This window comes from Micromonospora sp. DT41 (assembly GCF_049841715.1).
Classification (GTDB): domain Bacteria; phylum Actinomycetota; class Actinomycetes; order Mycobacteriales; family Micromonosporaceae; genus Micromonospora; species Micromonospora profundi.
Genome location: NZ_JBNCKU010000015.1, coordinates 25,989 through 52,655, shown reverse-complemented (window position 1 = coordinate 52,655; position 26,667 = coordinate 25,989). Strand labels below are relative to the sequence as shown.

Below are 26,667 nucleotides of genomic sequence, written 5' to 3'. Positions count from 1 at the left end.
CCTGGCAGCGTGTAGAAACAAGCAGTGAGCACGGATGACGAGGCGCGCCCGGCGGCTCGGCTCACTGTCCTGGCTGGACCTTCGGGTTCCGGCAGGGAGAGTGTCGTCGAGCTCGTCCGGGCGCGTTCTCCGTCCGTGTGGATCCCGGTGCCGGCAACTAGCAGGCCGCGCCGGGAGCCCGAGATCGACGGGGAGGACCGGGTCTTCCTCGCCGCCGCGGAGTTCGAGCGCCGGGCGGCCGCAGGCGACCTGCTCGAGTGGTCCCGGATCGGCCCGTACCGCCGGGGCACCCCGTACCCCCCGCTGCGCGCCCGGCTCGACGCCGGGCAACCGGTCCTGCTTCCGCTGGACGTGGCAGGCGCCCAGCTGGTCCGGGCGAGACTGCCCGACGCCCGGCTGGTGCTGCTGAGCCCGCCGGGGCACCGGCCCGACGCCGCCGTGGCGGCGGCCTTCGGCCACGCCCTGACGCACGACCACACCGGGCGGGTGGCTGACGAGCTGGTAGGCTTGCTCGGTTCTTCTTATCCGGATCCGGCCTGGTCGCGCGTGCGTGGCTGACGGCCGGCCGCCGTTGAGACTCAGCACCGCGTCCGCGCGGCTCGAAAGACGCAGAGGTTAATTCGTGGGATCCATCGCCAACCCCGAAGGCATCACCAACCCGCCGATCGACGAGCTCCTCGAGAAGACGACGTCGAAGTACGCGCTTGTGATCTTCGCCGCCAAGCGGGCGCGTCAGGTAAACGCCTACTACAGCCAGCTCGGTGAGGGCCTCCTGGAGTACGTCGGCCCGCTCGTCGAGACCACCCCGCAGGAGAAGCCCCTCTCCATCGCCATGCGTGAGATCAACGCGGGCCTGCTCACCGCCGAGCCGACCGACCAGCCGTAAGCGTCGGCACGTCGATGTCCGCCGGGATCGTCCTCGGGGTCGGCGGTGGCATCGCCGCCTACAAGGCGTGTGAGCTCCTGCGGCTCTTCACCGAATCAGGTCATCGGGTCCGCGTCGTACCGACCGCGTCGGCGCTCCGGTTCGTCGGAGCGCCGACCTGGGCGGCGCTGTCCGGCCAGCCGGTAGCCGACGACGTCTGGTCCGACGTCCACGAGGTGCCGCACGTCCGGCTCGGCCAGCAGGCCGACCTGGTGGTGGTCGCACCGACAACAGCGGACCTGCTCGCCAAGGCCGCCCACGGGCTCGCCGACGACCTGTTGACCAACACGCTGCTGACCGCGCGCTGCCCTGTGCTGCTGGCCCCGGCCATGCACACGGAGATGTGGGAGCACCCGGCCACTGTTGCCAACGTCGCCACGCTGCGCTCCCGGGGCGTCCGGGTCATCGAGCCGGCCGTCGGGCGGCTCACCGGCGTCGACACCGGCAAGGGCCGGCTGCCCGATCCGGCCGAGATCTTCGCCGTCGCCCGCCGGATCCTGGCCCGTGGCGGCACCACCCCTGCCGACCTGACCGGTCGCCGGGTGGTGGTCACCGCGGGCGGCACCCGGGAACCTCTGGACCCGGTCCGTTTCCTCGGCAACCGCTCGTCGGGCAAGCAGGGCTACGCGTTCGCCCGCGCGGCGGTCGCCCGTGGCGCCCGGGTCACGCTGATCGCGGCGAACGTCTCCCTCGCCGACCCGGCCGGGGTCGACCTGGTCCGGGTGGGCTCCACCGCCGAGCTGCGGGAGGCCACACTGAAGGCCTCCGTCGAGGCCGACGCTGTCGTGATGGCGGCGGCTCCTGCCGATTTCCGGCCGGCGACGTACGCGACTGGCAAAATCAAGAAGTCGGACGACGGTGTCGCGCCCACCATCGAGCTCGTCACGAACCCGGACATCGCGGCGGAGCTCGGCCAGCGCAAGCGACCGGACCAGGTGCTTGTGGTGTTCGCCGCCGAGACCGGCGACGCGGAGGCCAACGCGCGGGCGAAACTCGCCCGCAAGCGGGCCGACCTCATCGTGGTCAACGAGGTCGGGCCCGACAAGGTCTTCGGCGCCGACACCAACACGGTGACGGTCATCGGAGCGGACGGCTCGGTGAGCCGCCTGCCGGAGCAGGTCAAGGAGGCTGTGGCCGACACCGTGTGGGATCTCGTCGTGGCGCGGCTGGCCGACCGCTCCTGACGGGTGGAACAGGACGCGACCGATCCCGACACAGGCCGCAGTGGTGACTAGACTGCCGCGGAATGACTTCACACGCTTAGGAGTGCCGTGACACGCCGCCTCTTCACGTCCGAATCGGTCACGGAAGGCCACCCGGACAAGATCGCCGACCAGATCAGCGACGGCATCCTCGACGCGCTGCTCACCGAGGATCCGCACAGCCGGGTTGCGGTGGAGACCATGATCACCACCGGCCAGGTGCACATCGCCGGTGAGGTCACCACCAAGGCGTACGCCGACATCCCGACGATCGTGCGCCGGACGATCCTCGACATCGGCTACGACTCGTCGAAGAAGGGCTTCGACGGGGCGTCCTGCGGCGTCAGCGTCTCCATCGGGGCGCAGTCCGAGGACATCGCGCAGGGCGTGGACAACGCCTTCGAGCTGCGTACCGGGGCGTCGGAGAGCGCGTTGGACGCGCAGGGCGCCGGCGACCAGGGCATGATGTTCGGCTTCGCCTGCTCGGAGACCCCCGAGCTGATGCCGCTGCCCATCGCCCTCGCCCACCGGCTGGCCCGTCGCCTCGCCGCGGTGCGCAAGGACGGCACGATCCCGTACCTGCGCCCGGACGGCAAGACCCAGGTGACAATCGAGTACGAGGGGCTGCGCCCGGTCCGGCTGAACACCGTCGTCGTGTCCAGCCAGCACGCCGCGGACATCTCGCTGGAGTCGCTGCTCACCCCCGACGTGCGCGACCACGTCATCGCCCCGGAGCTGGAGAGCCTCGGTCTGGACACCGACGGCTACCGGCTGCTGGTCAACCCGACCGGCCGGTTCGAGATCGGCGGCCCGATGGGTGACGCCGGCCTGACCGGTCGCAAGATCATCGTCGACACCTACGGCGGGTACGCCCGGCACGGCGGCGGTGCCTTCTCCGGCAAGGACCCGTCCAAGGTGGACCGCTCCGCGGCGTACGCGATGCGGTGGGTGGCCAAGAACGTGGTAGCCGCCGGCCTGGCCGAGCGGTGCGAGGCGCAGGTCGCCTACGCCATCGGCAAGGCCCACCCGGTGAGCCTGTTCATCGAGACGTTCGGCACCGAGACCGTGCCGGTGGCCTCGATCGAGAAGGCCGTCGGCGAGGTGTTCGACCTGCGTCCGGCCGCGATCATCCGCGACCTCAACCTGCTCCGCCCGATCTACCAGCAGACCGCCGCGTACGGCCACTTCGGCCGGGAGCTGCCGGATCTGACCTGGGAGAGCACCGACCGGGCCGCCGACCTCAAGTCGGCCGCGGGAGCCTGACCGCCACCAGGCGTAGCGACCGGCGACCCGCAGAGGGGTCGCCGGTCGCGCGCGTCTGCGTGGACGTCGGCCTGGCGCACCTGGACCGGCCGTTCGACTATCTGGTGCCGGCCGACCTGGACGAGGTGGCGGTGCCCGGCACCCGGGTGAAGGTGCGCTTCGCGGGGCAGCTCGTCGACGGGTGGCTGCTGGCCCGCGCCGACGACTCCGGGCACACCGGCCGGCTCGCCTACCTGGAGAAGGTGGTCTCGCCGGAGCCGGTGCTGTCGCCCGAGGTCGCCCGGCTGGCGCGGGCGGTCGCCGACCGGTACGCGGGCAACCTCGCCGACGTGCTCCGGCTCGCCGTCCCGCCCCGGCACGCCCGCGTGGAGAAGGAAGCCCGCGCCGACCAACCTCCGCCCCCCGCCGATCCTGCGACCCCACCGACTGTGGATCCGCGCGGGTGGCGTGACTATCCGACCGGGCCGGCGCTGCTGGCGGCGCTCACCGACGGTCGGGCGCCCCGTGCGGTCTGGTCGGCGCTGCCCGGCGAGGACTGGGCCGCCCGCTACGCCGACGCGGTGGCCGCCACCGTCGCCGGGGGGCGCGGCGCGGTGGTCGTGGTGGCCGACGCCCGTGACCTCGACCGGCTGGACGCCGCGCTGACAAGCGTGCTCGGCCCGGGCCGGCACGTCAGCCTCTCCGCCGCGCTCGGGCCGGCCCGGCGCTACCGGGCGTTCCTCGCCGCCCGGCTGGGGGAGGTGCCGGTGGTGATCGGCACCCGCGCGGCAATGTTCGCCCCGGTGGACCGCCTCGGCCTGGTCGCTGTCTGGGACGACGGCGACGACCTGCACTCCGAGCCCCGGGCACCCTATCCGCACACCCGCGACGTGCTGCTCACCCGGGCCCAGCTGGCCGAGGCCGGCGCGCTTGTCGGCGGGTACACCCGCACCGCCGAGGCGCAGCTGCTGCTGGAGACCGGGTGGGCGCGGGAGGTGGTCGCCGACCGGGCGACCGTACGAGCACGGGTGCCGGCGATCGCGCCGACAGGTGACGACCCCCAGTTGGCCCGTGACCCGGGTGCGGCCACCGCGCGGCTGCCCAGCCTGGCGTGGACGGCTGCCCGCGACGCCGTCCGGGCGGATCTGCCGGTGCTGGTGCAGGTGCCCCGACGCGGCTATCTGCCATCGATCTCCTGCGCGGACTGCCGGACCCCGGCCCGCTGTGCGCACTGTGCCGGCCCGCTGGCGCTACCGTCGGCCGGTGGCACCCCGGCGTGCCGCTGGTGCGCCCGGGTGGCCGCCGCGTACGCCTGCCCGCAGTGCGGTGGGCGGCGGCTGCGCGCGGCGGTGACCGGCGCCCGGCGTACGGCCGAGGAGTTGGGGCGGGCGTTTCCCGGCGTGCCGGTGCGCACCTCGGGCCGGGAGGAGGTGCTGACCGACGTGCCGGGTGGCGCGTCCCTGGTGGTGGCCACGCCCGGGGCCGAGCCGGTCGCCGAGGGCGGCTACGGCGCGGTGCTGCTGCTCGACTCGTGGGCCCTGTTGACCCGGGCGGACCTGCGCGCCGGTGAGGAGGCGTTGCGTCGCTGGATGGCGGCGGCGGCTCTGGCCCGCCCGGCCCCGGCGGGACGGGTGGTGGTGGTCGCCGACGGCGCGCTCGCTCCGGTCCAGGCGCTGCTGCGGTGGGATGCGGCCTGGTTCGCCGGCCGGGAGTTGGCCGAGCGCCGGGAGCTGGGCTTTCCGCCTGCGGTGCGGATGGCGAGCGTCACCGGCCCGGCCGAGGCGGTGGCCGACCTGCTCGCCGCGGCCCGGCTGCCGGGCGACGCCGAGGTGCTCGGTCCGGTGCCGGCCGACGAGGGCCGGGAGAGGATGCTGGTCCGGGTGCCCCGTGCCCGGGCCGCAGCGCTCGCCGAGGCGCTGCACTCGGCCGCCGGTACGCGCGCCGCGCGTAAGGCCGCCGACCCGGTCCGTCTCCAGGTCGACCCGCTGAGCCTCTTCTGACCTTTTCCGGTGCGCGCCGAGGGCGCCGGGCCTGGCCCGGGAGCGTGTCTTCGCACACTGCGTCCGGCAAAGTGGTGGCGTCACAGTGGTAGCATCGCCCGTCATGCCATGGCGTACGACGGCTCCAGGTCGCGACGGGGCGTCAGACGCGCCGAGCTGGATCCTCGCCCGATGGTGGGAACGCGTCGGTCGGACGCGATGTCGATGATGTCTTTGAGCCGGTGATCAGGGGTGGACCAGTCGTGACCGTTCGACAATCGATCGTCTTCAACGGCGACCTCGGCAGCGGCAAGAGCACGGTTTCGGTGGAGATCGCCAAGCGGCTCGGGATGCGCCGGGTCAGTGTGGGCGACCTCTATCGGGAGATGGCCCAGCAGCGGCAGATGACCGCCCTGCAACTCAACCTGCACGCCGAGCTCGACCAGGCCGTCGACGGCTACGTCGACCAGCTCCAGCGGGACATCGCCGCCTCCGGCGAACACCTGATCATGGATTCCCGGCTGGCGTGGCACTTCTTCACCGACGCGCTCAAGGTGCACATGATCACCGAGCCGGGGGAGGCCGCCCGTCGGGTGCTGGCCCGGCCGTCCGGCCCGGCGGAGAGCTACGCCTCGCTGGAGGAGGCCAAGGCCAAGCTCCGGGAGCGCAGCGAGAGTGAGCGCAGCCGGTTCATCGTCCGCTACGGGGTGGACAAGGCCCGCCTGCGCAACTACGACCTGATCTGTGACACGACCCGGGCGTCCGCCGCCGACGTGGTCGAGCACATCATCGCCGCGTACGAGGGCACGCTCGGTGCGGACGTGCTGCGGGATGCCCCGCCGCTGCTGCTGCTGGACCCGGCTCGGGTCTACCCGACCGAGGACATCGCCACCCTGCGCGACCTGTGGGACAGCGAGTTCGTCGGTGACGTGGCCGAGGCCGGTGACGAGGCGCTGGAGCCTTTGAAGATCGGCTTCACCGGTGAGTACTTCTTCGTCGTCGACGGGCACCGCCGCCTCAGCGCCGCCCTCCAGAACGGCTTCTCCCTCGTTCCGGCCCAGCTCGTCGCGGAGGTCGACGAGCCGGTCGTGGGTGGGATGAGCGCCGTGGACTACTTCGCCGCGCAGGTGCGTCCCGGCCTGGTCTACGACTGGGAGTCCGCACACAAGATCCAGTTGCCGCTGCCGGAGCCCGCGCTGCTTCGCGGCACCGCTGTCCTCGCCGGGGAGCCGGGCGTCAGCGCCTGACGTCAGCGGGCGGCCGGGCCGGCGCACGGACTGCGCACCGACCCGGCCACCAGAGGTGAGACGGTCGCCTCAGCCGAGGATCACGCCCGAGGCGCCGACACCGGCCATGCCGGAGAAGATGTCCTCGTAGTACATCCGCCAGGCGCAGACCCGACCCGTTGTCACGTAGCCGGTGCACGTCGTCGCGGTGTTGGTGTCGTCGATGGCGGTGTTGGTGCCTGTCGCCCAGACCTGGAGCGTGTTCGCCGCGTTGACGATCTCCACGGGGCCGCCGCTGTCACCCTGACCGACGGCGTTGGTGCGGGTGGTGCTCTCGGCCTGCACCTGGCCGCAGACAGTGCCGAAGTTGCGCACGTTGATGCACAGGTTCCGGGCCTTCACCTGGATCGAGCACCGGGTGCCGGAGTACGCGCCGGAGGTGCACACGAAGTTGCCGACCTGGCTGGCCTGCGCGCCGATGACCTGGTTGCTGAACTCGCTTACCACCCCGCCGGCGGCGTTCGTGCTGTTGTTGAAGACCCGGCCGCCCGAGCTGCCCGCGATGAGCAGGGTGTCGGTGCCGGTGTTGCGGGTTCCGACGACGCCGATCGTCTGCCCGGTCGGGTCGGCCGCCACGACGTTGAGGTTGGCGCAGTGCGCGGCGGAGAGCATCCGCGCCACCCCGCCCTGGAAGACCCCGAAGCCGGTCGAGCAGCCGCCTCCGGTGGCGGTGTTGCGCCAGGCGGCGCCACCCCACCACGGCGCCGTGTCGTCCCACCGGGTTGCGGGTGCGGCGGCGACCCCGGTCTGCACTGTCACCGGAACGCCGGCGAGGCTCGTGGCGCCGAGCAGCCCGTCCTGCGTACCGACGAGCAGGCCGGCGCCGTCGGCACGCGGCCCGACTGTGGTGATCCTGTCGCCGGCCGCGGCGCGCAGCCGGGCGGCGGCGGCGACGAGTTCCCGCTGGGAGTACGGGGCGGGCAGCACCCGGGTCGCGACGGTGGCCCGGGCGGTGGCCACCAGGTTTGCCGGCGGCTCACCCTTCCAGTAGACCTGGAGTTGCCGGGTGGTGGGGTCGGCCACGACACCGGCGAAGCCGGAGCTGGCGCTGCGCTGGGCCGCGTTGGTGATCCGCGCGGCGGCGGTGTTCATGCGCTGCTGCAGCCGGAGCAGCTCCGTCCAGGAGGCGAAGCCGCCGGGCACCGGCGTGCTGTCGACGAACGATCCGGTGGTGGTTGCCTTTCCACCGGGTGCTGCGGCGGCCGGTGCGGCGTTCATGCCCGTGACGAGCAGCGCGAGGCCGCACGCGGTGACGGCGATGCGACGCAGCGTCGCCGAGGACCGTCGGGCGGTCTGTTGTGGACGGATCATCAGGTACCCCTTCCCCAGGGTTGGTGGTGCGGGCCGAACCCGCACCGGGACGGTGGCACGTGACGCCGGATCAACGCGGTGGATCCTGGACGCGACTGGACACCGCCGGACACCGCTGGACGGGCAATGGTCTGATGTGGATCTGTCAGACATCGGCGCGTACCTATCTCACAGCCCGAGGTCGGAACTAGCCTGCCCGTGTCGGCATCCGGGGCGGCCGGGTGACCGCGACGGGGGGTGGGTTGCCGCATGTCCGACCAACGGGTGCCACCTGGCGCGCGTCAGGCGTCGCAGGGATCGCCCGGAGCGTTCGAGGTGGCCCGCGGCGGCGCCGAGGCGCAGACACTGCACGACCTGGCCGGGCTGCTGCGCCAGCTGCGCCGCCGGGAGGCCCGTCAGCAGGGCGAAACCCGGCTGACGTACCGCCAGTTGGCGGCTAAGACCGGTTGGTCGCGGGGGATCATCGGGGAGTACTTCGCCGGCAACATCCTGCCTCCGCCGGAGCGGTTCGACGCCCTCATCCGACTGCTCGGGGCGACGCCGCCCGAGCAGGGCGTGCTGGCCACCGCTCGGGACCGCGTCGAGGAGTTGCGGCGACGCCCGAACCGGGATCCGGTGCCTACGGGGCGGCCGGGGGCCGGTACGACGTCCACCCGGTTTCCCGTGCCCCGCCAACTGCCCCCGGCGCTGCCCGGATTCGTCGGACGTATCGCCCAGCTCGCCCAGCTCGATGCCGCGTCCGGGGCCTGCGGCGACGCCGGGATCGCTCCGGTCACTGTGATGACGCTGTCCGGCACGGCAGGGGTCGGCAAGACGACGCTAGCCGTGTACTGGGCGCACCGGGTGGCCGACCGCTTCCCGGACGGCCAGCTCTACGTCGACCTGCGCGGGTTCGACTCCACCGGTTCGGTGACGACCCCCGTCGAGGCGGTACGCGGCTTCCTCGAAGCCCTCGAAGTGCCACCCGAGCGGATCCCCACCCACCTGCCCGCGCAGGTGGGCCTCTACCGCAGCCTGCTCGCCGGCCGGCGGATGCTGGTGCTGCTCGACAACGCGCGAGACGCCGACCATGTCCGACCCCTGCTTGTCGGCAACCCGAGCTGCGTGGTCCTGGTCACCAGCCGCAACCGGCTCGCCGGCCTGGTCGCCGCCGAAGGCGCCCGGCCGATCGGCGTCGACCTGCTCAGCACCGCCGAGGCGTGGCAACTGCTGGCCCGCAGGCTCGGCACCGACCGGCTGGCCGTCGAGCCGAGTGCGGTGGACGAGATCATCGAGCGGTGTGCACGGCTGCCGCTGGCGCTGGCGGTGCTCGCCGCCCGGGGCGCGGCGAACCCGGCGTTCCCGCTGACCACCCTCGCCGCCGAGCTGCGCGAGGCGCCGCGCCCGCTGGACTCGCTCGACGGTGGGGACGCCGGCACCGACGTACAGGCCGTCTTCTCCTGGTCGTACCGGAGTCTGACACCCGCGGCGGCCCGCCTGTTCCGGTTGTTCGGCTGCCACCCGGGCCCGGAGCTGGGGGTTGCGGCAGCGGCCAGCCTGGCGGGCCTGCCCCGGGACCAGGTTCCTCGGCTGCTGGCCGAGCTGGCTCACGCGCACCTCGTCACCGAGCACGCCTCCGGCCGGTTCGGCGCGCACGACCTGCTCCGGGCGTACGCGGCCGAGCAGGCCGAACGCCTCGAACCGGCGCAGGAACGGCTGGCCGCGATCCGGCGCGGGCTCGACCACTACCTGCACACCGCCCACGCCGCCGCGCTGCTGCTGCAACCGGGCCGGGATCCGGTCGCCCTTGCCGCCGCCGCGCCGGGAGTGCTGCCCGAGGAGATCACCGACCACCCTCAGGCGCTGGCCTGGTTCACCGTCGAGTACCCGGTGCTCCTGGCGGCGGTCACCCACGCGCGGCGGGCCGGTTTCGACGGCCACGCCTGGCAGCTGGCCTGGACCCTTGTCGACTTCCTGCAACGACGGGGACGCTGGCCGGACCTGGCAGCCGCGCAGCGGACGGCCCTGGCCGGGGCGGTCCGGGCCGGTGACCGACACGGGCAGGCCAACGCGCACCGCGACCTCGCCCGGGTGCTGTCCCGGCTGGGTCAGGTGGACGAGGCGGCGAGAAACTACCGGCAGGCTCTGGTGATCTCCGAAGGGCTCGGTGACCACACCGGGCAGGCGCGTACCCACCGCGCGTTCGGCGCGATGCTCGACTGGCTCGGCCGGTACGCCGAGTCGCTGGACCACGGGCAGCGGGCCCTGGCGCTGTACCGGGCTGCCGGTCACCTGGCCGGCGAGGCCAGCGCCCGCAACGCGGTCGGCTGGGCGCATGCCCAACTCGGCCAGTACGGCCCGGCGCTCGCGCACTGCGAGCAGGCGCTGGCGCTGCTGCGCCGGACCGGTGACCGGCACGGCGAGGCGAACACCTGGGACAGCCTCGGCTTCATCCACGCCCGGCTGGACGACCACCACCAGGCGATCCGCTGCTACGGGCGGGCGCTCGCCCTGTACCGGCGGATCGGCGACCGCTACGACGAGGCGGACACCCTGTCCCGGTTGGGCGAGAGCCGACACCTGGCGGGGGACGTGGCCGGCGCCACCCGTACCTGGTGGCGTGCTGTCGGCATCTTCGACGATCTGGGCCACCCCGACGGCAAGCGGGTCCGCGACCTGCTGGCCCGGACCGCGCCCGAGCCTCGCCCGGGGTCGGGCCGGTGACGCTGGGCACACCGGTGGCTGCCGATCGAGGTACGCCGACCGGCGCGCGACCGCGCACTCCGTAGACTGGTACGGCACTGCACGTCCCACCCATGAAGGAGCCGTCCCGCGTGACCGTCCAGCCCATCCGTCTGTTCGGGGATCCGGTGCTGCGCACGCCGGCCGATCCGGTGGTCGATTTCGACGTCGAGCTGCGGAGGCTCATCGCCGACCTGACCGACACCATGCGTGAGCAGAGCGGCGCCGGCCTCGCCGCCCCGCAACTCGGTGTGGGTCTGCGGGTGTTCACCTTCGACGTCGACGACGTGCTCGGGCACCTTGTCAACCCGGTGCTCGAATTCCCCGACGAGGAGGAGCAGGACGGCCCCGAGGGCTGCCTGTCCATCCCCGGGCTCTACTTCGACACCAAGCGCCGCCAGAACGTCATCGCCAAGGGCTTCAACGGCTACGGCGACCCGTTGCAGATCGTCGGCACCGGGCTGATGGCCCGCTGCGTGCAGCACGAGACCGACCACCTCGACGGTGTGCTCTTCGTGGACCGGCTGGACGCCGCCGGTCGCAAGGAGGCGATGAAGGCGATCCGCCAGGCCGAGTGGTACGACGCCGCCGCCCCGCCGGTGGTCAAGGTCAACCCGCACGCCGCGGACAGCCCGTTCGGTCTGGGGCGTTGACCGGGATGCGCGTGATCTTCGCCGGTACGCCGGCCGTTGCCGTTCCCGCCCTGGCCGCCGTGGCGGCCTCCCAGCACGAGCTGGTGGCAGTGGTCACCAGGCCCGACGCGCCCGCCGGGCGGGGGCGCGGCCTGTCCCGCTCCCCGGTCGGCGCCTGGGCCGACGAGCACGGCGTCGAGGTGCTCACCCCGGCCCGCCCGCGCGACCCCGAGTTCCTCGACCGGTTGCGCGAGCTGGCACCGGACTGCGTGCCGGTGGTCGCCTACGGCGCGCTGGTGCCGCCGGCCGCGCTGGAAATCCCCACGCACGGCTGGATCAACCTGCACTTTTCGCTGCTGCCCGCCTGGCGTGGCGCCGCGCCCGTGCAGCACGCGGTGCTGCACGGCGACGAGCTGACCGGGGCCAGCGTCTTCCAGCTGGAGCAGGGCCTGGACACCGGGCCGGTCTTCGGCACCCTTACCGACGAGATCCGTCCCGCCGACACCTCCGGCGACCTGCTGGAGCGGCTCGCCGAGTCCGGCGCGGGCCTGCTGGTGGCGGTGCTCGATGCGATCGCCGACGGCACCGCGCGGGCCGAGCCGCAGCCCGCCGACGGTGTGTCGCTGGCGCCGAAGCTGACAGTGGAGGACGCCCGGGTGCGCTGGGCTGACCCGGCCTTCGCCGTGGACCGGCGGATCCGCGCCTGCACTCCGGCACCGGGGCCGTGGACGACCTTCCGGGACGAGCGGGTGAAACTCGGCCCCGTCGTGCCGGTGCCCGACGGCCCGGACCTGAAGCCGGGGGAGCTGCTCGTGGAGAAGTCCCGGGTGCTCGCCGGCACGGCCACCGTGCCGGTGCGCCTCGGTGAGGTTCGTGCCGCGGGCAAGCGGGCCATGCCGGCGACGGACTGGGCGCGCGGCGTCCGGGTCAGCGCTGGCGAGGCCCTCGCGTGACGGCCCCCGAGGGCACCCGCCCGAGCCGTGGAGGCCCGTCGGCCGGCCGCGGTGGGGACCGCCGGCCCGTCCGGCCCCCGCTGGACCGGCCACGGCGTGCGGCGTACGAGGCGGTGGCCGCCGTGCACCGCGACGACGCGTTCGCCAACCTGGTGCTGCCCATCATCCTGCGTGACGAAGGGCTGTTCGGTCGGGACGCGGCCTTCGCCACCGAGTTGACCTACGGCACCCTGCGACACGTTGGCACGTTGGACGCGATTCTCAGCGACGCGGCCGGCCGGGACGTGGAGCGCATCGACCCGCCGGCCCGCGACGCGCTGCGGATCGGCGCGTACCAACTGCTGCACACGCGGGTGCCCGCCCACGCGGCTGTCTCGTCGACAGTGGACCTGGTCCGCTCGGTCGCGCCGGGTGCCACCGGGTTCGCCAACGCGGTGCTGCGGGAGGTGTCCACGCTCGACTCCGACGGGTGGGTGGCCAAGTTGGCCCCGCCGATGGAGACCGACCCGGTCGGGCACCTGGCGCTGGCGTACAGCCACCCGCAGTGGATCGTGCGGGCGTTCTCCGAGGCGCTCGGCGGTGACCTGGGCGAGACGGCCCGGCTCCTGATCGAGGACAACGAGCGCCCGCCGGTGCACCTGTGCGCCCGCCCCGGCCTCATCGACCCGATCGAGCTGGCCGACCAGGTGGGCGGTGCGCCGGGCGCCTTCTCGCCGTACGCGATCTATCTGCCCGGAGGCGCGCCGGGTGACGTGTCGGCGGTGGCCGACGGCCGCGCCCATGTCCAGGACGAGGGCTCCCAACTCGTGGCCGCCGCGCTCGCCGACGCGCCGCTGGACGGCCCGGACGGGCGCTGGCTGGACCTGTGCGCCGGCCCGGGTGGAAAGGCCGGTCTGCTCGGCGCGCTGGCCGCGCAACGCGGCGCCCGGTTGACGGCGGTGGAGGTGGCCGAGCACCGGGCCCGGCTGGTGTCCCAGGCGACCCGGGGCCTGCCGGTGACGGTGCTTGCCACCGACGGCCGTGAGGTCGGCGCGGACCCGAAGCTGCCGGAGGAGCACTTCGACAGGGTGCTTGTGGACGCCCCGTGCACCGGCCTGGGGTCGCTGCGCCGCCGGCCGGAGTCGCGGTGGCGTCGTCAGCCGTCGGACCTGCCGCAGCTGACCCGGCTGCAACGGGAGCTGCTCGGCGCGGCGTTGCGGGCGGTCCGCCCCGGTGGGCTCGTCGCCTACGTCACCTGCTCGCCGCACACCGTGGAGACGCATGTGACGGTGACCGAGGCGGCGCGTCGCAGCGGCGTGTCGGTGGATTTCGTCGACGCCCGGCCGCTGCTGCCGGCGGGCATGCCCGGCCTGGGTGATGGCCCCACGGTGCAGCTCTGGCCGCACCGGCACGGCACCGACGCGATGTTCCTGGCCGTCCTGCGCCGAGGCTGAGTCCGCGCCAACGCGAAAGGAAGGGTCCCTTGTTAACGCTGCGCGTTAACAAGGGACCCTTCCTTTCAGCTCAGCTTGAAGCTCAGGTGACCGGGAGGCCCTTGGTGCCGGCGTTCTTCATCGAACGGGTCAGTGCCCGGTCGCTGATCCAGAGGAAGCACTGCACGCCCCGGTTGCCGTTCTTCCACTCCTGCTCGTACGGCTGGTAGAAGATCGTTCCGACGCGGAAGTCGAGCTGCGAGTTGTCCGGCACCTTCGCGTACTTGGCGGTCATCGACTGGCAGGCCCGGTGGGTCCGCTTGGCGGTGCGGTTGAACTCGGCGTAGCTGATGTCCGGGGCCTGCCAGATCCCGACGAACTCGGCGTGGTGCTTGGCGGTGCAGGAAACCGCCACCATCTCCTCGATCTTGTCCTTGACGAGCTTGGGGTTGAAGCAGCGGTACGCCAGCGGCGCCGCGCCGGTCAGTGACCCCCGGAGGCTGCCGGTGCGAAGGTCGACGGCGGTGTCGTCGATGCTGGCGATCTCCGCGACGTCGCAGCGGTACCAGCGCGCGCCGCCGGCCCAGGCGGGTTCGGACGGCAGGACGACGGTCAGGCCGAGGCGACCGCTGCGCCGGTCGGCGCCGACGGCTTTGCTGACCTCGGCCTCGCAGGCGTCCTGCGCGGCCCGCATGCCTGCCGAGCCGGGCGGCGGGGGCGTGCCGCGTTCGGCGGCCGGGCCGGTGAGCGTGCCCACGTGCATGGTCTCGATCCGGTGCGACTCGTCGCATCCCGTCGGGTTGTAGCCGCTGAGGAAGCCGACCTGCTGGGAGGCGTGGTGGCAGACGCCTGCCTCGGGTACGAACTGCTGCGCGGCGACCGGTGCCGGCCAGTCGTCGACGAGGTCGCGGTCGACTCCGGCGGGTGCGCCACAACCAGCGAGGCCCAGGGCCAACGCCGCGCCCCCGGCCACCGCCGCCAACCACCGTCGCATCTCCGACCTCCCGCCGCTGGTGGCCTCCGCCAGCCCTCAGCCGGCCGGTAGCGCCACGGCGCAGCAGCATACGGCACCGTGGCTCAGATCGCGGGTAGTCCCTCGGGGCCGGCGCCGCGCATGGAGCGGGTGAATTTGCGGTCGTCCGTCCACAGGAAACACCGGACGCCACGGTCACCCTCCTCCCACTCCCGCTGCGACGGTGGGTAGTAGATGGAACCGGCCCGGTACGGCAGGTCGCTGTTGTTCGGCACGGCGGCGTACGTGGCGATCAACTCCATGCAGCGCTGGTGCGCCCGCTCACCGGAGCGGGCGAACTCCGCCCAGGTCATGTTCTCTTCCTCGTAGACGCCGACGAACTCGGCGCGGTGCGGCTCGGTGCAGAGCACCGGTGCCATGTAGTTGAGGTTGTCGCCGATCAGCTTGGGGTCGAAGCAGCGGTGGAACAGGGGAGCGTCGCCGATCAGCGCGCCGCGCAGGCTGCCGACGCGGTTCACCGGACGGGTGTTGTCGATGCTGTCGGTCTCGGCGAGTTCGCAGCGGAACCAGCGCGCCCCGCCCGACCACGCGGGAGCCGAGGGCAGCGAGACCGACAGGGTGAGCCGCGCCGTGTGCCAGTCACCGCCGAGCATCTCCCGGGCCCGCTGGTCGCATTCGGCGCGGGCCGCCCGCAGTGCCGCCGAGCCGGGCCCCGGGCGGGCGGGGGCCAGCGCGGCGGGGCCGGTGAAGGTGCCGACGTGGATCGCCTCGGCGAGGTGGCTGCGCGCGCAGTCCACCGTCTCGTACGTGCTTGCCTGCACGATCGAGGTGACCCGGGGCAGGCAGGTGTCGCTGGCCGGGGTGAACGGGCGCGGAGCGCTCAGCGCGGGCCAGTCGTCGGTGAGGTCACCGTCCGCGCCGCGCGCCTGCCCGCAGCCGGCCAGCAGCATCGCGGTGACGCCGGCCAGCGCCAGCGCTGGAAGCCACCGTCGCATCGTCCGCCCTCCCGGAGCTGGCGGCCGGTCCCCGCGTCCCGCGGCGAGTCCCCGGCGGGCGTGCAGCCTATGGCACCGTCCCCGTTGGAGTGTCGTCGCGTTTCCGTCGATCGGCCAGCCACTGATGTCTGTTCGTCCGGATTTGATGGTCCGGGTCAGCCAGTTCTGCACTGTTGGTCACTGCCAGGTCACAACGCGCTCCAGGTGGTGCCGCGATGCGGGCAACGGATGGCCGCGTTCGTACACTGGCCCCGTGACCGTACCGCCGCCGATCGTCGCGCCGAGCATCCTGGCCGCCGATTTCGCCCGCCTCGCCGAAGAAGTCCGCGCCGTCGAGGACGCCGCGGACTGGTTGCACGTGGACGTGATGGACAACCATTTCGTGCCGAACCTGACCATCGGGCTGCCCGTGGTGCAGAGCCTGCGTGCCGCCACCACGATGCCGTTCGACGTGCACCTGATGATCGAGGACCCGCGTCGGTGGGCCCCCGGCTACGCCGACGCCGGCGCCTACAACGTCACGTTCCACGCCGAGGCGGCCGACGACCCGGTGGCGCTCGCCAAGGACCTGCGGGCCGCCGGCGCCAAGGCCGGGCTCGCCATCGACCGGGACACGCCGATCGAGCCGTACCTCGACCTGCTGCCCAGCTTCGACACCCTGCTGATCATGACGATCAAGGCTGGCTTCGGCGGGCAGCGGTTCATCCCGCAGATGCTGGACAAGGTCCGCGCCGTACGCCGGCACGTCGACGCCGGGCACCTGGAGCTGCGCATCGAGGTGGACGGCGGGATCGCCGCCGACACCATCGAGCAGGCCGCGGCCGCCGGCGCCGACGCGTTCGTGGCCGGCACCGCCGTCTACGGAGCCGCCGACCCGGCGGAGGCGGTCCGGCACCTGCGGGCGTTGGCGGAGCGCGCGGCCCCCGGCGCCTGAGGTGGAGCCCGACGGCGACCGTAAGGACGTCATCCTCGTCGTCGACGACGACGAGGACATCGCTCGGTTCGTCGAGTTCAACCTGCGCGTGCACGGCTTCGAGGTGATCCTCGCCAGCGACGGCCAGGAGGCTCTGGACGTCATCGAGCGGGAGCGACCCGACCTGGCGGTGGTCGACCTCATGATGCCCCGGATCGACGGTCTGGAGCTGACCCGGCGGCTGCGCGCCGACCCGATGACCTCCGCCCTGCCGGTGATCATGTTGACGGCCAAGGGGATGACCGTGGACAAGGTCCACGGGCTCAGCGCGGGGGCCGACGACTACCTCGTCAAGCCCTTCGACACCGCCGAGCTCGTGGCCCGGGTCTCCTCGACGCTGCGCCGCAACAAGGAGTTCCGCGAGGTCTCCCCGTTGACCGGGCTGCCCGGCAACAGCAGGATCCGCCGGGAGATCAGCGACCGGGTCCGGCAGGGGGTGGACTACGCGGTCGGCTACGTCGACATCGACCGGTTCAAGAGCGTCAACGACAGGTACGGCTTCGTCCGCGGCGACGACTTCATCTCCACGCTGGCTCGCAGCCTGCACCGAGCGGTGGTGGCGGTCGGGTTGCCGCCGGCCTTCCTCGGCCACGTCGGCGGCGACGACTTCGTCATCGTCTGCACCCCGGGCCAGGTGCGCCCGCTGACCTCCCGGGCGGTTGTCGACTTCGAGAACTCCGCCGACACGCTCTACGACCCCACCGACCGCGAGCGCGGTTTCGTCGAGCTGAAGGACCGCCGGGGCACCATCCGCAGGGCAGCCCTGGTCACCCTCTCCATCGGCGTCTCTCTCTCCGACGCCGGCAAGCGATTCACCGACCCCCTTGAGGCCATCGCTGTGGCCTCGGAGATGAAGACGGTCGCCAAGAGCCAACCCGGGTCGTACGTCGCTGTCGACCGCCGCCGTGGCGTCCCGTGAGCGTGACGAGGCTGTGAAGTAGCTCGCCTGGAGGAAGACGGAACCCCGTCGGCGTGTAAGACTTCGGAGTACCCACCACGCGCTGGCGGGACTCGGTGAAATTCCGAACCGGCGGTGATCCACGGTCCAGACCGTGGTCAGCCCGCGACCCGGACGGCTCTGCCGCCCGGTGGACCTGGTGAAACTCCGGGGCCGACGGTTGGGGGCGGCTCGTCTGCCCCCAGACAGTCCGGATGGGAGACAGCGCGCGGGACGGACGGGTCCGAGCCGGCCGCTGGCTTCAGCGTGCCGTGCCGACCTCCCGGGGGCGGCTGTGCCGTTCCCGGAATCCGCCGCCGCCTGCCCGCGGCCCCATGCCGCCTCCCGACCCGCCGCGCGCACTGGCGAGCGAGAGGGCAGGGCAGGACGATGGCCAGCGTCTCCGTCGATGAGGCGATGCGGCGTGCGATCGAACTGGCGGCGCGCGGTCTGGGCACCACAAGCCCCAACCCCGTGGTCGGCTGTGTGCTGCTCGACGCGGACGGCGAGGTCGTCGGGGAGGGCTTCCACGCCTACGCCGGCGGGCCGCACGCCGAGATCGTCGCGCTGGCCCAGGCCGGGCGGCGGGCCAAGGGCGGCACCGCTGTCGTCACACTGGAACCCTGCGACCACACCGGCCGCACCGGCCCCTGTAGCTCCGCGCTCGTCCAGGCCGGGGTGGCCCGGGTGGTGATCGCCGTACCCGACCCGAACCCGGTGGCCTCCGGTGGCGCCGCCACGTTGCGCTCCGCCGGGGTCCGTGTCGATCTGGGGGTACGCCGCGACGAGGCCGAGGCCGGAAACGTCGCCTGGCTGACCTCGATGCGCCGGGGCTGGCCGTACGTCATCTGGAAGTACGCCGCGACGGTGGACGGGCGGTCCGCGGCGGCCGACGGCACCAGCATGTGGATCACCTCGGAGGCGGCCCGGATGGACGTGCACGCGTTGCGCGGCACTGTCGACGCCGTCGTCGCCGGGGTCGGCACCGTGCTCGCCGACGATCCCCGGCTGACCGCCCGCAACCTGCGCGACGGCAGCCTGGCCATCCGGCAGCCGCTGCGGGTGGTGGTGGACAGCTCGGGGCGTACCCCCTCCGACGCCCAGGTCCGCGACGGCGCCGCACGGACGTGGATCGCGACCGCCGCCGAGGTGGGCACCGGCCCGGACGGCCGGGTCGACCTGCCGGCGCTGCTCGCGGAGCTGCACCAGCGCGGGGTCCGCGCGGTCCTGCTGGAGGGCGGCCCCCGGCTGGCCGGCGCGTTCCTGGCCGCCGGCCTGGTCGACAAGATCGTCGGGTACGTCGCGCCCCGGCTGCTCGGCGCCGGCCCGACCGCCCTTGTCGACGCGGGAGTGACGACCATCGCTGAGGCAATCGATCTGGAGTTCGTCGACGTTACGCAGATCGGTCCGGATCTCCGGATCACCGCTTTGCCCCGGAAGAGGGAGGGCTGACATGTTCACCGGCATTGTCGAGGAGCTGGGCGAAATCGTCGGAGTGACGCCGACTGCTGACGATTCGGCGCTCGTCGCCGTACGTGGCCCGCTCGTCACGTCCGACGCCCGGCACGGCGACTCCATCGCCGTCAACGGTGTCTGCCTGACAGTCGTCGAGGCGGCCGACGGCGTCTTCACCGCCGACGTGATGGGCGAGACGCTCCGCCGCTCCGCGCTTGGCGCGCTGCGCGCCGGTGACCCCGTCAACCTGGAGAGGGCCGCCGCGCTGGGCAGCCGCCTCGGCGGGCACCTGGTGCAGGGCCACGTCGACGGTGTCGGCGAGCTGATCTCCCGGGAGCCGGCCGAGCAGTGGGAGACGGTCCGGTTCCGGCTGCCCGCCGCCCTGGCCCGTTACGTGGTGGAGAAGGGCTCGATCACCATCGACGGCGTCTCGCTGACCGTTGCCGAGGTGGGCGCGGACGAGTTCGCCGTCGGGCTGATCCCGACCACCCTGAAGCTCACCACCCTCGGCGCCAAGGGCGTCGGCGACCCGGTGAACCTGGAGGTCGACGTGGTGGCCAAGTACGTCGAGCGGCTGCTCGGCGCCCGGCTCACCGACACCGCCGCCGGGCTGACCGGCAGCACGGGCGAGGTGGCCTGATGGGCCCGCTCGGTTGGCTGCTCGACGCCCAGGTGCAGGTGGCCGGCTCGCCGGTGCTGGTCCGGGAGATCGTCGGCAACGGCTTCGGACTGCTGTCGGCGCTGCTCGGGCTCCGCCGGGTGGTCTGGGCCTGGCCGGTCGGCATGATCGGCAACGCGCTGCTGCTCACCGTCTTCCTCGGCGGGGTGTTCGCCACCCCGCAGGCCCACGACCTGTACGGGCAGGCCGGCCGGCAGGTGTTCTTCTTCTCGGTGAGCGTCTACGGGTGGTGGCGCTGGCGGCGCAACCGCCGTACCGACGCAGGGCAGGCCGCTGTGGTGCCGCGCTGGGCCACCGGCCGGGAGCGCCTGGCGATGCTGCTGGCCGCCGTGGTGGGCACCGCGCTCGCGTACCCGGTGCTCGCCGCCCTGGGCTCGTGGGGCCCGCTGCCGGACGCCTGGATTCTCACCGGCAGCCTGCTGGCCACCTACGGCATGGCTCGCGGCTGGGTGGAGTTCTGGCTGGTCTGGATCGCTGTCGATGCGGTGGGCGTGCCGCTGCTGCTGCGTGGCGGTTTCTACCCGTCGGCTGCCATGTACCTGGTCTACGGCGCCTTCTGCGCCTGGGGTTTCGTCGCCTGGTGGCGCACGTCGCGCGTGACCCGGCCGAGAACCGTACTCCCGCCCACCTACACGGAGGCCGTCGCATGAGCGAGCGCAGCGAGCGAATCAGCAGCTTCGGCAGCATCGAGCAGGCGATCGCCGAGATCGCCGCCGGGCGGCCGGTCGTCGTGGTCGACGACGCCGACCGGGAGAACGAGGGCGACCTCATCTTCGCGGCCGAGTTGGCGACGCCGGAGCTGCTGGCGTTCATGGTGCGCTACACCTCCGGGTACGTCTGCGTGCCGCTGACCGAGAGCGAAGCCGACCGGCTCGACCTGCCGCCGATGCACCACACCAACCAGGACCGGCGGGGTACCGCGTACACGGTGACGGTTGACGCCCGGGAGGGTGTCAGCACCGGCATCTCGGCTGCCGACCGCGCGCACACCATCCGGCTCCTGGCCGGCGCGACCACCGACCCGACCGATCTGGCCCGACCGGGGCACGTGGTGCCGCTGCGGGCCCGCGAGGGTGGGGTGCTGCGCCGGCCGGGGCACACCGAGGCGGCGGTGGACCTGACCCGGCTGGCCGGACTGCGTCCCGCGGGCGTGCTCTGCGAGCTGGTTAACGACGACGGCACCATGATGCGCCTGCCGGACCTGGAGAAGTTCTGCGCCGAGCACGGGCTCACCCTCGTCACCATCGCCGACCTGGTCGCCTACCGGCGACGTACCGAAAAGCAGGTCGAGCTGGTCGCGGACGCCCGGATGCCGACGCGGCACGGGGTTTTCCGGGCGCTCGGCTACCGCGCCGAGCACGACTCGGCCGAGCACATCGCGATGGTGCTGGGTGACCTCGGCGACGGCCAGGACGTGCTGGTCCGGGTCCACTCCGAGTGCCTGACCGGGGACGTGTTCGGCTCGCTGCGCTGTGACTGCGGCCCGCAGTTGGACGCCGCGCTGGCCCGGGTCGGGCGTGAGGGCCGGGGCGTGGTGCTCTACGTGCGCGGGCACGAGGGGCGCGGCATCGGGCTGCTGCACAAGTTGCAGGCGTACCAGTTGCAGGACCAGGGTCGGGACACTGTGGACGCGAACCTCGACCTGGGTCTGCCTGCTGACGCCCGCGACTATGGCACCGGCGCGCAGATCCTCTACGACCTGGGCGTGCGGTCGATGCGGTTGTTGACGAACAACCCGGCCAAGCGGGCGGGTCTGGAGGGCTACGGGCTGACCATCACCGGCCGGGAGGGGCTGCCGGTCGGCGCGCATCCGGAGAACCTGCGCTACCTGCGCACCAAGCGGGACCGGATGGGTCACCTGCTGGAGGAGTTGGACGAGATGTCCGAGGCGCCGTTGGGGCGTCCGGTCGTCGACGACGAGATCGGAGCATGACGATGGCGGGTTTCGGTGAGCCGGGAGTCGACGCGGTGGACGCCGCGGGGCTGACCGTCGGGGTGGTGGCCGCCCGGTGGCACGGCGAGCTGACCGACCACATGCTGGAGCGCGCGGTCGCGGCGGCGGAGGCGTGCGGAGCGCGGTCCGTGGTGGCCCGCGTCGCCGGCTCCGTCGAGCTGCCGGTGGTCGCGCAGGCTCTGGCGCGCCGCTGTGACGTGGTGGTCGCCCTCGGCGTGGTGGTGCGCGGCGCCACCGCCCACTTCGACTACGTGTGCCGGTCGGTCACCGACGGTCTGACCCGGGTGGCGCTCGACGAGGGCAAGCCGGTGGCGCACGGTGTGTTGACAGTGGAGACCATCGAGCAGGCCCGGGACCGGGCCGGGCTGCCCGGCTCGGCGGAGGACAAGGGCTGGTCGGCGACCGTGGCGGCCCTCGACGCGGCGCTGGCCGTGCGGAGCGTGGCCACTGGCAACGTCCAGCGGGTCGGCTTCGGCGGCTGACCCTGGGCCGTCACAGGCGGCCGGCTTCGATGATCCGGCGCAGGAACTGCCTGGTACGCGGCTGGGTCGGCTCGCCGAGCACCTGCTCCGGCGGGCCGCTCTCCACGACCCGTCCCGCGTCGAGGAAGCAGACCTCGTCGGCGACCTCCCGGGCGAAGCCCATCTCGTGGGTGGCCAGCACCATTGTCATCCCGTCGGCCTTCAGGTCCCGGATCATCGACAGGACCTCACCGACGAGTTCCGGGTCCAACGCCGAGGTCACCTCGTCGAGCAGCATCAGTCGGGGCGAGTTGGCCAGCGCCCGCACGATCGCCACCCGCTGCTGCTGCCCGCCGGAGAGCCGGTCCGGGTAGGCGTGCGCCTTGTCGCCCAGCCCCACCCGGTCGAGCAGATCCCGGGCCTGGGCCTCCGCGTCGGCCCGTTCCCGCCGATGCACCCGCCGGGGCGCGAGGGTGATGTTCTCCAGCACGCTCAGGTGCGGAAACAGGTTGTACGCCTGGAACACCATGCCGATGCGCCGCCGGACCTGGTCGGGGTCCACCCGGGGATCGGAGATGTCCTCCCCGTCCAGCTCGATGGTGCCGTCGTCGAGGTCCTCCAGCAGGTTCACACACCGCAGCAGTGTCGACTTACCCGAACCGGATGCGCCGATCAATGCCACCACCCGGTGCTCGGCGACGCTCAGGTCCAGCCGGTCCAGGACGACGTGGCCGCCGAACTCCTTGCGCAGTCCGCGGCAGCGCAGCAGCTCCACGGTCAGCCTCCCGACTGTCGACGGGCCGAGCGCAGCGTCACCCAGTCGGTGACCGCGATCAGCGGGATCGCCAGCAGCACGAAGAGCACCCCGGCCACGACGTACGGCGTGTAGTTGAACGACTGGGCGGTGGCGATCTGGGCGGCGCGTACCGCGTCGATCGGCCCGGCGAGCGACACCAGACCGACGTCCTTCTGGAGGGCCACCACGTCGTTGAGCAGCGGTGGGGCCACCCGGCGGACGGCCTGCGGCAGGACGACGTGCCGCATCGTCTGCCGGTAGGTGAGACCCAGCGAGCGGGCCGCGGCGAGCTGGCTGGGGTGCACCGACTCGATGCCGGCCCGGAACACCTCGGCCAGGTAGCCGCCGTAGGTGAGGACCAGCGCGAGCCCGCCGAGCACCAGCACCGGTGGCATGCCCTGCAGGCGCAACCCGGGCACGCCGAGGGTGAGCAGGTACAGCACGATGATCAACGGCAGACCACGGAAGGTGTACGTGTAACCGGCGGCCAGCGCCCGTACCGGGAAGAAGATCGGCCCGCGTAGCGTCCGCAGCACGGCGATCGCCAGCCCGAGCAGCAGGGCGCCCGCCGCGCAGCAGACAAGCAGCCGGACGTTGAGCCAGAGTCCGGTCAGCACGGCCGGCAGCGCGTCCCGGGCGATCTCCGGGTCCAGGAACGACTGCCGCACCCTGTCCCAGCCCGGCGCGCCGGTCACCGCCACCACCAGCAGCGTGCCGAGCGCCGCCGTGGAGGAGGCAGCGACCAGCACGCTGTACACGGTCTGCCGGCGGCGGTACGCCGAGCGCCGCAGCTGCGCCTCGGACGGGGTGTGCTCCAGCAGGGTCACCGGAGCTCGGTCGCTCCCGCCACCTGCGCGAGCCACTTGCGCTCCAACTCGCCGAGCGTGCCCGCCTCGCTGAGCTGCCCGACAGCGGTGCTCACGCAGGACGTCAGCGGGGAGTTCTTGTCCAGCAGCAGTCCGAACGCCTCGGGCACCCCGACCTGCGGCACCTGCCCGATGACCATCGCGTCGGTGATCTCCGCGCCGGTGATGTAGAAGGCGGTCGGCAGGTCCACCACGAGACCGTCGATCTGCCCGTTCTGGAGGGCCTTCTTGGCGTCGTCGTTGCTGTTGTAGACCTGCGGTTTGGTCGTCGGCTTGACCACGTCGGTGATCGCCTGGTAGCTGGTGGTGCCGACCTGGGCGCCGAGGCGGGCGTCGCGGAGGTCGGCAAGCGACGTCTTGCCGGCGATCTTCGAGGACTTCAACGCGATGACTGTCTGCCGCACCAGGTAGTACGGCGCGGAGAAGTCGACAGCCTGCTTGCGCTCCTCGGTGATGGAGAACTGGTTGATGTCGAAGTCGAAGCTCTTCGGGCCGGGTGCGATAGCCGTGTCGAACTTGACCCGGGTCCAGGTGACGTCGGCGCGGGAGTAGCCCAGCTTCTCGGCCACCGCGTACGCGACGGCGGCCTCGAAGCCCTCACCGTTGTCCGGCTTGTCCTGCCGGAACCACGGCTCGTAGGCGGGCTGGTCGGTGGCGATGGTGAGTTTGCCCGGCGTCCGCGTGGGCAGGCTGTCCTTGGTGCAGGACCCCGCGGCGGTGACGGTGGGGGTGGGTTCCTCGTCCTGGGGAGCGCATCCGGCGGTGGCGGCGACGACGAAGCCGGCGAGGGTGAGCGCGAGGAGACGTGAGCGGCTGGCCATGGCGGTCAGCGTAGAGGCATCGACAGGCCTGCTTGAAGATCTTCCCACCATCCTGATGGGGAATTGTTCCCGGCGTCGCCCTCCGGGCGTCCGGGAGGTGGACCATTCGGACCCGGGGGCGGTACCCGGCTGGGGCGGCTGGAAGAATCGCCTTCCGTGAAGACGTTCGAGGAGTTGTTCGCCGAGCTGCAGGCCAAGGCCGCTGCCGGCACCCCGGGCTCGGGCACCGTCGCCGCCCTCGACAAGGGTGTGCATTTCATCGGCAAGAAGGTCGTCGAGGAGGCGGCCGAGTCGTGGATGGCCGCCGAGCACGAGGGGCCGGAGCGTACCGCCGAGGAGATCTCCCAGCTGCTCTACCAGGTCCAGGTGCTGATGCTCGCCACCGGTCTCGACCTCAAGGACGTCTACCGACATCTGTGAGTGCGCCCCGTCGTTGATCACATCCGATCTGAAGGAGCACTCCGTCATGCTGCGTGTCGCCATTCCCAACAAGGGCACCCTGGCCGAGCCGGCCGCCCAGATGCTGCGTGAGGCGGGCTACCGCCAGCGCACCGACCCCAAGGACCTCGTCTGCCGCGACGAGGCCAACGACGTCGAATTCTTCTACCTGCGTCCCAAGGACATCGCGACCTACGTCGGCTCCGGTGACCTCGACCTCGGCATCACCGGCCGGGACCTGCTCATCGACTCGGCCGCACCGGCCGAGGAGGTCGTCGACCTCGCGTTCGGCCGGGCCACCTTCCGCTTCGCCGCCCGCCCCGACGACATCGCCTCCGTACAGGACCTCGGCGGGCACCGGGTCGCCACCGCGTACCCGGGGCTCGTCGAGCGGCACCTCAGCGAGCTTGGCGTCAAGGCCGACGTGATCCGCCTCGACGGCGCTGTCGAGAACGCCGTCCGACTCGGCGTCGCCGACGTCGTCGCCGACGTGGTGGAGACCGGCGCCACACTGCGTCAGGCCGGCCTTGTGGTGTTCGGCGAGCCGCTGCTGCGCTCGTCGGCCGTGCTGGTCCGCCGGGCCGGCGCGCCGTCGCACGCACAGGCCGAGCAGCTGCTGCGCCGCCTGCACGGCGTCCTGGTGGCCCGCCGCTACGTGATGCTCGCCTACGACGTACCGGCCGGTCTGCTGGACCGCGCCAGCGGGCTGACCCCCGGTATCGAGTCGCCCACCGTGTCGCCGCTGCACCGCGAGGGCTGGGTGGCCGTGCAGGCAATGGTGCTCCGCGACGACGTCCACCGGATCATGGACGAGCTGTACGACCTGGGCGCCCGCGCCATCCTCGTCACCAACATCCACGCCTGCCGCCTCTGACCCGTCGCCGGCTGGTTCGCCGTCGGCGGGACGAATCACACGATCCAGGATGCAGTGGCCTCCGGGTGCCGCCGAGCCCACTGCATCCTGGATCGAGCACGATCACCGCTGCGCCTGCGGCGTGCGGGTCCCGACGCGGATGGCTCGACGGCGGCTGTGTCGACGCTCGGCGGGTGGTGCGCTTCTCCCGCTGAGGTGGATGGCAGACTGGTGGGGTGAGTGAAACAGAGCTGGTCCGCCTGAAGCCCCGCCGCATCCGGGTGGTCTGCTGGTCTGCGGCGGTCGCCCTGGTGGTGGTGTTCGGGGCGGTTGCCACATCGCTGAGCGGCCCGACGGGCAACGGCTACGGCACCTTCCAGCGCGGCGACCAGCTCGCCATGGTCGGCCTGGGCGTGTTCGGCGCGCTGGGCTTCCTGCTCTTCACCCGCCCACGGGTGGAGGCCGACGCGCACGGCGTGCGGGTGCGCAACGTCATCAGCTCGTACCAGCTGCCCTGGGAGGTCATCCGGGGTGTGCGCTTCGACCGGGGTGCGCCCTGGGCCAGCCTGGAGCTGCACGACGACGACCTGCTGCCGCTCATCGCCCTTCAGGCCGCCGACAAGGAGTCGGCAGTCGAGGGCGTCCGCGCCCTGCGCCGGCTGCACGAGGCACACCAGTCCCGCCTCGCCGAGCGCGCCGACCGCTAGTCGGGCGTGCCCGGTTTGGGGGTGACCAGGGCGGCGGTGTAGTCTTGTCAAGTCGACCAGGCTGTCTCCGCATGCGAGCAGACAGCCACGAAAGCG

General features: G+C 72.6%; 26 protein-coding genes and 1 riboswitch. Of the genes, 20 read left to right on the top strand and 6 right to left on the bottom strand.

Features of this window, described 5'->3' with window-relative positions; translation table 11 throughout:
- The first annotated feature begins 24 nt into the window (after nt 1-24).
- From ACLQ23_RS24735 to ACLQ23_RS24710, 6 genes are all read left to right on the top strand, one after another.
- Nucleotides 25-558 (top strand): guanylate kinase, encoded by a 534-nt coding sequence (locus ACLQ23_RS24735; protein ID WP_425881179.1) that lies wholly within the window; start codon nt 25-27, stop codon nt 556-558.
- Between the two features lie 64 nt (nt 559-622).
- On the top strand, nt 623-886 hold the full coding sequence (gene rpoZ / locus ACLQ23_RS24730; RefSeq protein WP_007075826.1) for a DNA-directed RNA polymerase subunit omega: 264 nt from the start codon (nt 623-625) through the stop codon (nt 884-886).
- Between the two features lie 14 nt (nt 887-900).
- A complete protein-coding gene (gene coaBC / locus ACLQ23_RS24725; protein WP_425881178.1) occupies nt 901-2,109 on the top strand; it encodes a bifunctional phosphopantothenoylcysteine decarboxylase/phosphopantothenate--cysteine ligase CoaBC in 1,209 nt (402 codons plus the stop codon).
- 87 nt (nt 2,110-2,196) lie between these two features.
- Nucleotides 2,197-3,390: a methionine adenosyltransferase gene (metK, locus tag ACLQ23_RS24720; protein WP_355596711.1), complete on the top strand. Its 1,194-nt coding sequence runs from the start codon at nt 2,197-2,199 to the stop codon at nt 3,388-3,390.
- A 59-nt stretch (nt 3,391-3,449) separates the two neighbouring features.
- A complete protein-coding gene (locus ACLQ23_RS24715; RefSeq protein ID WP_425881177.1) occupies nt 3,450-5,369 on the top strand; it encodes a primosomal protein N' in 1,920 nt (639 codons plus the stop codon).
- A 242-nt stretch (nt 5,370-5,611) separates the two neighbouring features.
- The gene (locus ACLQ23_RS24710; protein WP_355596715.1) at nt 5,612-6,595 is read left to right on the top strand and encodes an AAA family ATPase; all 984 of its coding nucleotides are present in this window, start codon (nt 5,612-5,614) and stop codon (nt 6,593-6,595) included.
- A 69-nt stretch (nt 6,596-6,664) separates the two neighbouring features.
- Here the strand turns inward: ACLQ23_RS24710 and ACLQ23_RS24705 are convergent, their stop codons facing one another.
- Nucleotides 6,665-7,945, bottom strand: a complete 1,281-nt coding sequence (locus ACLQ23_RS24705; protein ID WP_425735834.1) for a hypothetical protein — start codon at nt 7,943-7,945, stop codon at nt 6,665-6,667.
- A gap of 249 nt (nt 7,946-8,194) precedes the next feature.
- Between ACLQ23_RS24705 and ACLQ23_RS24700 the strand changes: the two genes are divergently transcribed.
- The 4 genes from ACLQ23_RS24700 (at nt 8,195) to ACLQ23_RS24685 (ending at nt 13,684) form a co-directional block, all read left to right on the top strand.
- Nucleotides 8,195-10,648, top strand: coding sequence for an ATP-binding protein (locus ACLQ23_RS24700; RefSeq protein WP_425881176.1), 2,454 nt, complete (start codon nt 8,195-8,197; stop codon nt 10,646-10,648).
- Between the two features lie 110 nt (nt 10,649-10,758).
- A complete protein-coding gene (def, locus tag ACLQ23_RS24695) occupies nt 10,759-11,319 on the top strand; it encodes a peptide deformylase (RefSeq protein ID WP_355596721.1) in 561 nt (186 codons plus the stop codon).
- A gap of 5 nt (nt 11,320-11,324) precedes the next feature.
- The gene (fmt, locus tag ACLQ23_RS24690; protein WP_355596783.1) at nt 11,325-12,251 is read left to right on the top strand and encodes a methionyl-tRNA formyltransferase; all 927 of its coding nucleotides are present in this window, start codon (nt 11,325-11,327) and stop codon (nt 12,249-12,251) included.
- Nucleotides 12,206-13,684 (top strand): RsmB/NOP family class I SAM-dependent RNA methyltransferase, encoded by a 1,479-nt coding sequence (locus ACLQ23_RS24685; RefSeq protein WP_425881198.1) that lies wholly within the window; start codon nt 12,206-12,208, stop codon nt 13,682-13,684. The genes fmt and ACLQ23_RS24685 overlap by 46 nt, the downstream gene beginning before the upstream one ends.
- An 82-nt stretch (nt 13,685-13,766) precedes the next feature.
- Here the strand turns inward: ACLQ23_RS24685 and ACLQ23_RS24680 are convergent, their stop codons facing one another.
- Both ACLQ23_RS24680 and ACLQ23_RS24675 read right to left on the bottom strand, forming a co-directional pair.
- On the bottom strand, nt 13,767-14,657 hold the full coding sequence (locus tag ACLQ23_RS24680) for a septum formation family protein (protein ID WP_425881175.1): 891 nt from the start codon (nt 14,655-14,657) through the stop codon (nt 13,767-13,769).
- An 83-nt stretch (nt 14,658-14,740) separates the two neighbouring features.
- The gene (locus ACLQ23_RS24675; RefSeq protein ID WP_355596727.1) at nt 14,741-15,631 is read right to left on the bottom strand and encodes a septum formation family protein; all 891 of its coding nucleotides are present in this window, start codon (nt 15,629-15,631) and stop codon (nt 14,741-14,743) included.
- 253 nt (nt 15,632-15,884) lie between these two features.
- Between ACLQ23_RS24675 and rpe the strand changes: the two genes are divergently transcribed.
- The 7 genes from rpe to ribH all read left to right on the top strand — a co-directional run bounded on the left by rpe (nt 15,885) and on the right by ribH (nt 22,111).
- Nucleotides 15,885-16,565 (top strand): ribulose-phosphate 3-epimerase, encoded by a 681-nt coding sequence (gene rpe / locus ACLQ23_RS24670; RefSeq protein ID WP_053655481.1) that lies wholly within the window; start codon nt 15,885-15,887, stop codon nt 16,563-16,565.
- 1 nt (nt 16,566) lies between these two features.
- Nucleotides 16,567-17,523, top strand: coding sequence for a GGDEF domain-containing response regulator (locus ACLQ23_RS24665; RefSeq protein WP_053655482.1), 957 nt, complete (start codon nt 16,567-16,569; stop codon nt 17,521-17,523).
- Nucleotides 17,524-17,600: 77 nt separating this feature from the next.
- Nucleotides 17,601-17,772: riboswitch (FMN riboswitch) on the top strand.
- A 159-nt stretch (nt 17,773-17,931) separates the two neighbouring features.
- Entirely contained in the window at nt 17,932-18,993 is a 1,062-nt protein-coding gene (gene ribD, locus ACLQ23_RS24660) for a bifunctional diaminohydroxyphosphoribosylaminopyrimidine deaminase/5-amino-6-(5-phosphoribosylamino)uracil reductase RibD (protein WP_355596729.1), read from the top strand.
- 1 nt (nt 18,994) lies between these two features.
- Nucleotides 18,995-19,636, top strand: coding sequence for a riboflavin synthase (locus tag ACLQ23_RS24655; protein ID WP_355596731.1), 642 nt, complete (start codon nt 18,995-18,997; stop codon nt 19,634-19,636).
- Complete coding sequence (gene pnuC, locus ACLQ23_RS24650) at nt 19,636-20,325, top strand: nicotinamide riboside transporter PnuC (RefSeq protein ID WP_355596733.1); 690 nt, start codon at nt 19,636-19,638, stop codon at nt 20,323-20,325. The genes ACLQ23_RS24655 and pnuC overlap by 1 nt, the downstream gene beginning before the upstream one ends.
- Before the next feature lie 17 nt (nt 20,326-20,342).
- On the top strand, nt 20,343-21,608 hold the full coding sequence (locus tag ACLQ23_RS24645; RefSeq protein WP_355596785.1) for a bifunctional 3,4-dihydroxy-2-butanone-4-phosphate synthase/GTP cyclohydrolase II: 1,266 nt from the start codon (nt 20,343-20,345) through the stop codon (nt 21,606-21,608).
- Nucleotides 21,609-21,610: 2 nt separating this feature from the next.
- A complete protein-coding gene (ribH, locus tag ACLQ23_RS24640; protein WP_053655487.1) occupies nt 21,611-22,111 on the top strand; it encodes a 6,7-dimethyl-8-ribityllumazine synthase in 501 nt (166 codons plus the stop codon).
- 10 nt (nt 22,112-22,121) lie between these two features.
- Here ribH and ACLQ23_RS24635 read toward each other — a convergent pair whose 3' ends face one another.
- Genes ACLQ23_RS24635 through ACLQ23_RS24625 form a run of 3 tightly spaced genes read right to left on the bottom strand, consistent with a single transcriptional unit; the run spans nt 22,122 to nt 24,573 of the window.
- Nucleotides 22,122-22,865 (bottom strand): amino acid ABC transporter ATP-binding protein, encoded by a 744-nt coding sequence (locus tag ACLQ23_RS24635; protein ID WP_355596735.1) that lies wholly within the window; start codon nt 22,863-22,865, stop codon nt 22,122-22,124.
- 2 nt (nt 22,866-22,867) lie between these two features.
- The gene (locus ACLQ23_RS24630; protein WP_355596737.1) at nt 22,868-23,713 is read right to left on the bottom strand and encodes an amino acid ABC transporter permease; all 846 of its coding nucleotides are present in this window, start codon (nt 23,711-23,713) and stop codon (nt 22,868-22,870) included.
- Entirely contained in the window at nt 23,710-24,573 is an 864-nt protein-coding gene (locus tag ACLQ23_RS24625) for a transporter substrate-binding domain-containing protein (protein WP_425881174.1), read from the bottom strand. The genes ACLQ23_RS24630 and ACLQ23_RS24625 overlap by 4 nt, the downstream gene beginning before the upstream one ends.
- A 156-nt stretch (nt 24,574-24,729) precedes the next feature.
- Between ACLQ23_RS24625 and ACLQ23_RS24620 the strand changes: the two genes are divergently transcribed.
- The 3 genes from ACLQ23_RS24620 to ACLQ23_RS24610 all read left to right on the top strand — a co-directional run bounded on the left by ACLQ23_RS24620 (nt 24,730) and on the right by ACLQ23_RS24610 (nt 26,571).
- Nucleotides 24,730-24,993, top strand: coding sequence for a phosphoribosyl-ATP diphosphatase (locus ACLQ23_RS24620; RefSeq protein WP_053655491.1), 264 nt, complete (start codon nt 24,730-24,732; stop codon nt 24,991-24,993).
- A 46-nt stretch (nt 24,994-25,039) separates the two neighbouring features.
- Nucleotides 25,040-25,885 (top strand): ATP phosphoribosyltransferase, encoded by an 846-nt coding sequence (gene hisG / locus ACLQ23_RS24615; protein WP_355596740.1) that lies wholly within the window; start codon nt 25,040-25,042, stop codon nt 25,883-25,885.
- A gap of 215 nt (nt 25,886-26,100) precedes the next feature.
- The gene (locus ACLQ23_RS24610) at nt 26,101-26,571 is read left to right on the top strand and encodes a PH domain-containing protein (protein WP_355596742.1); all 471 of its coding nucleotides are present in this window, start codon (nt 26,101-26,103) and stop codon (nt 26,569-26,571) included.
- The last annotated feature ends 96 nt before the right edge of the window (nt 26,572-26,667 follow it).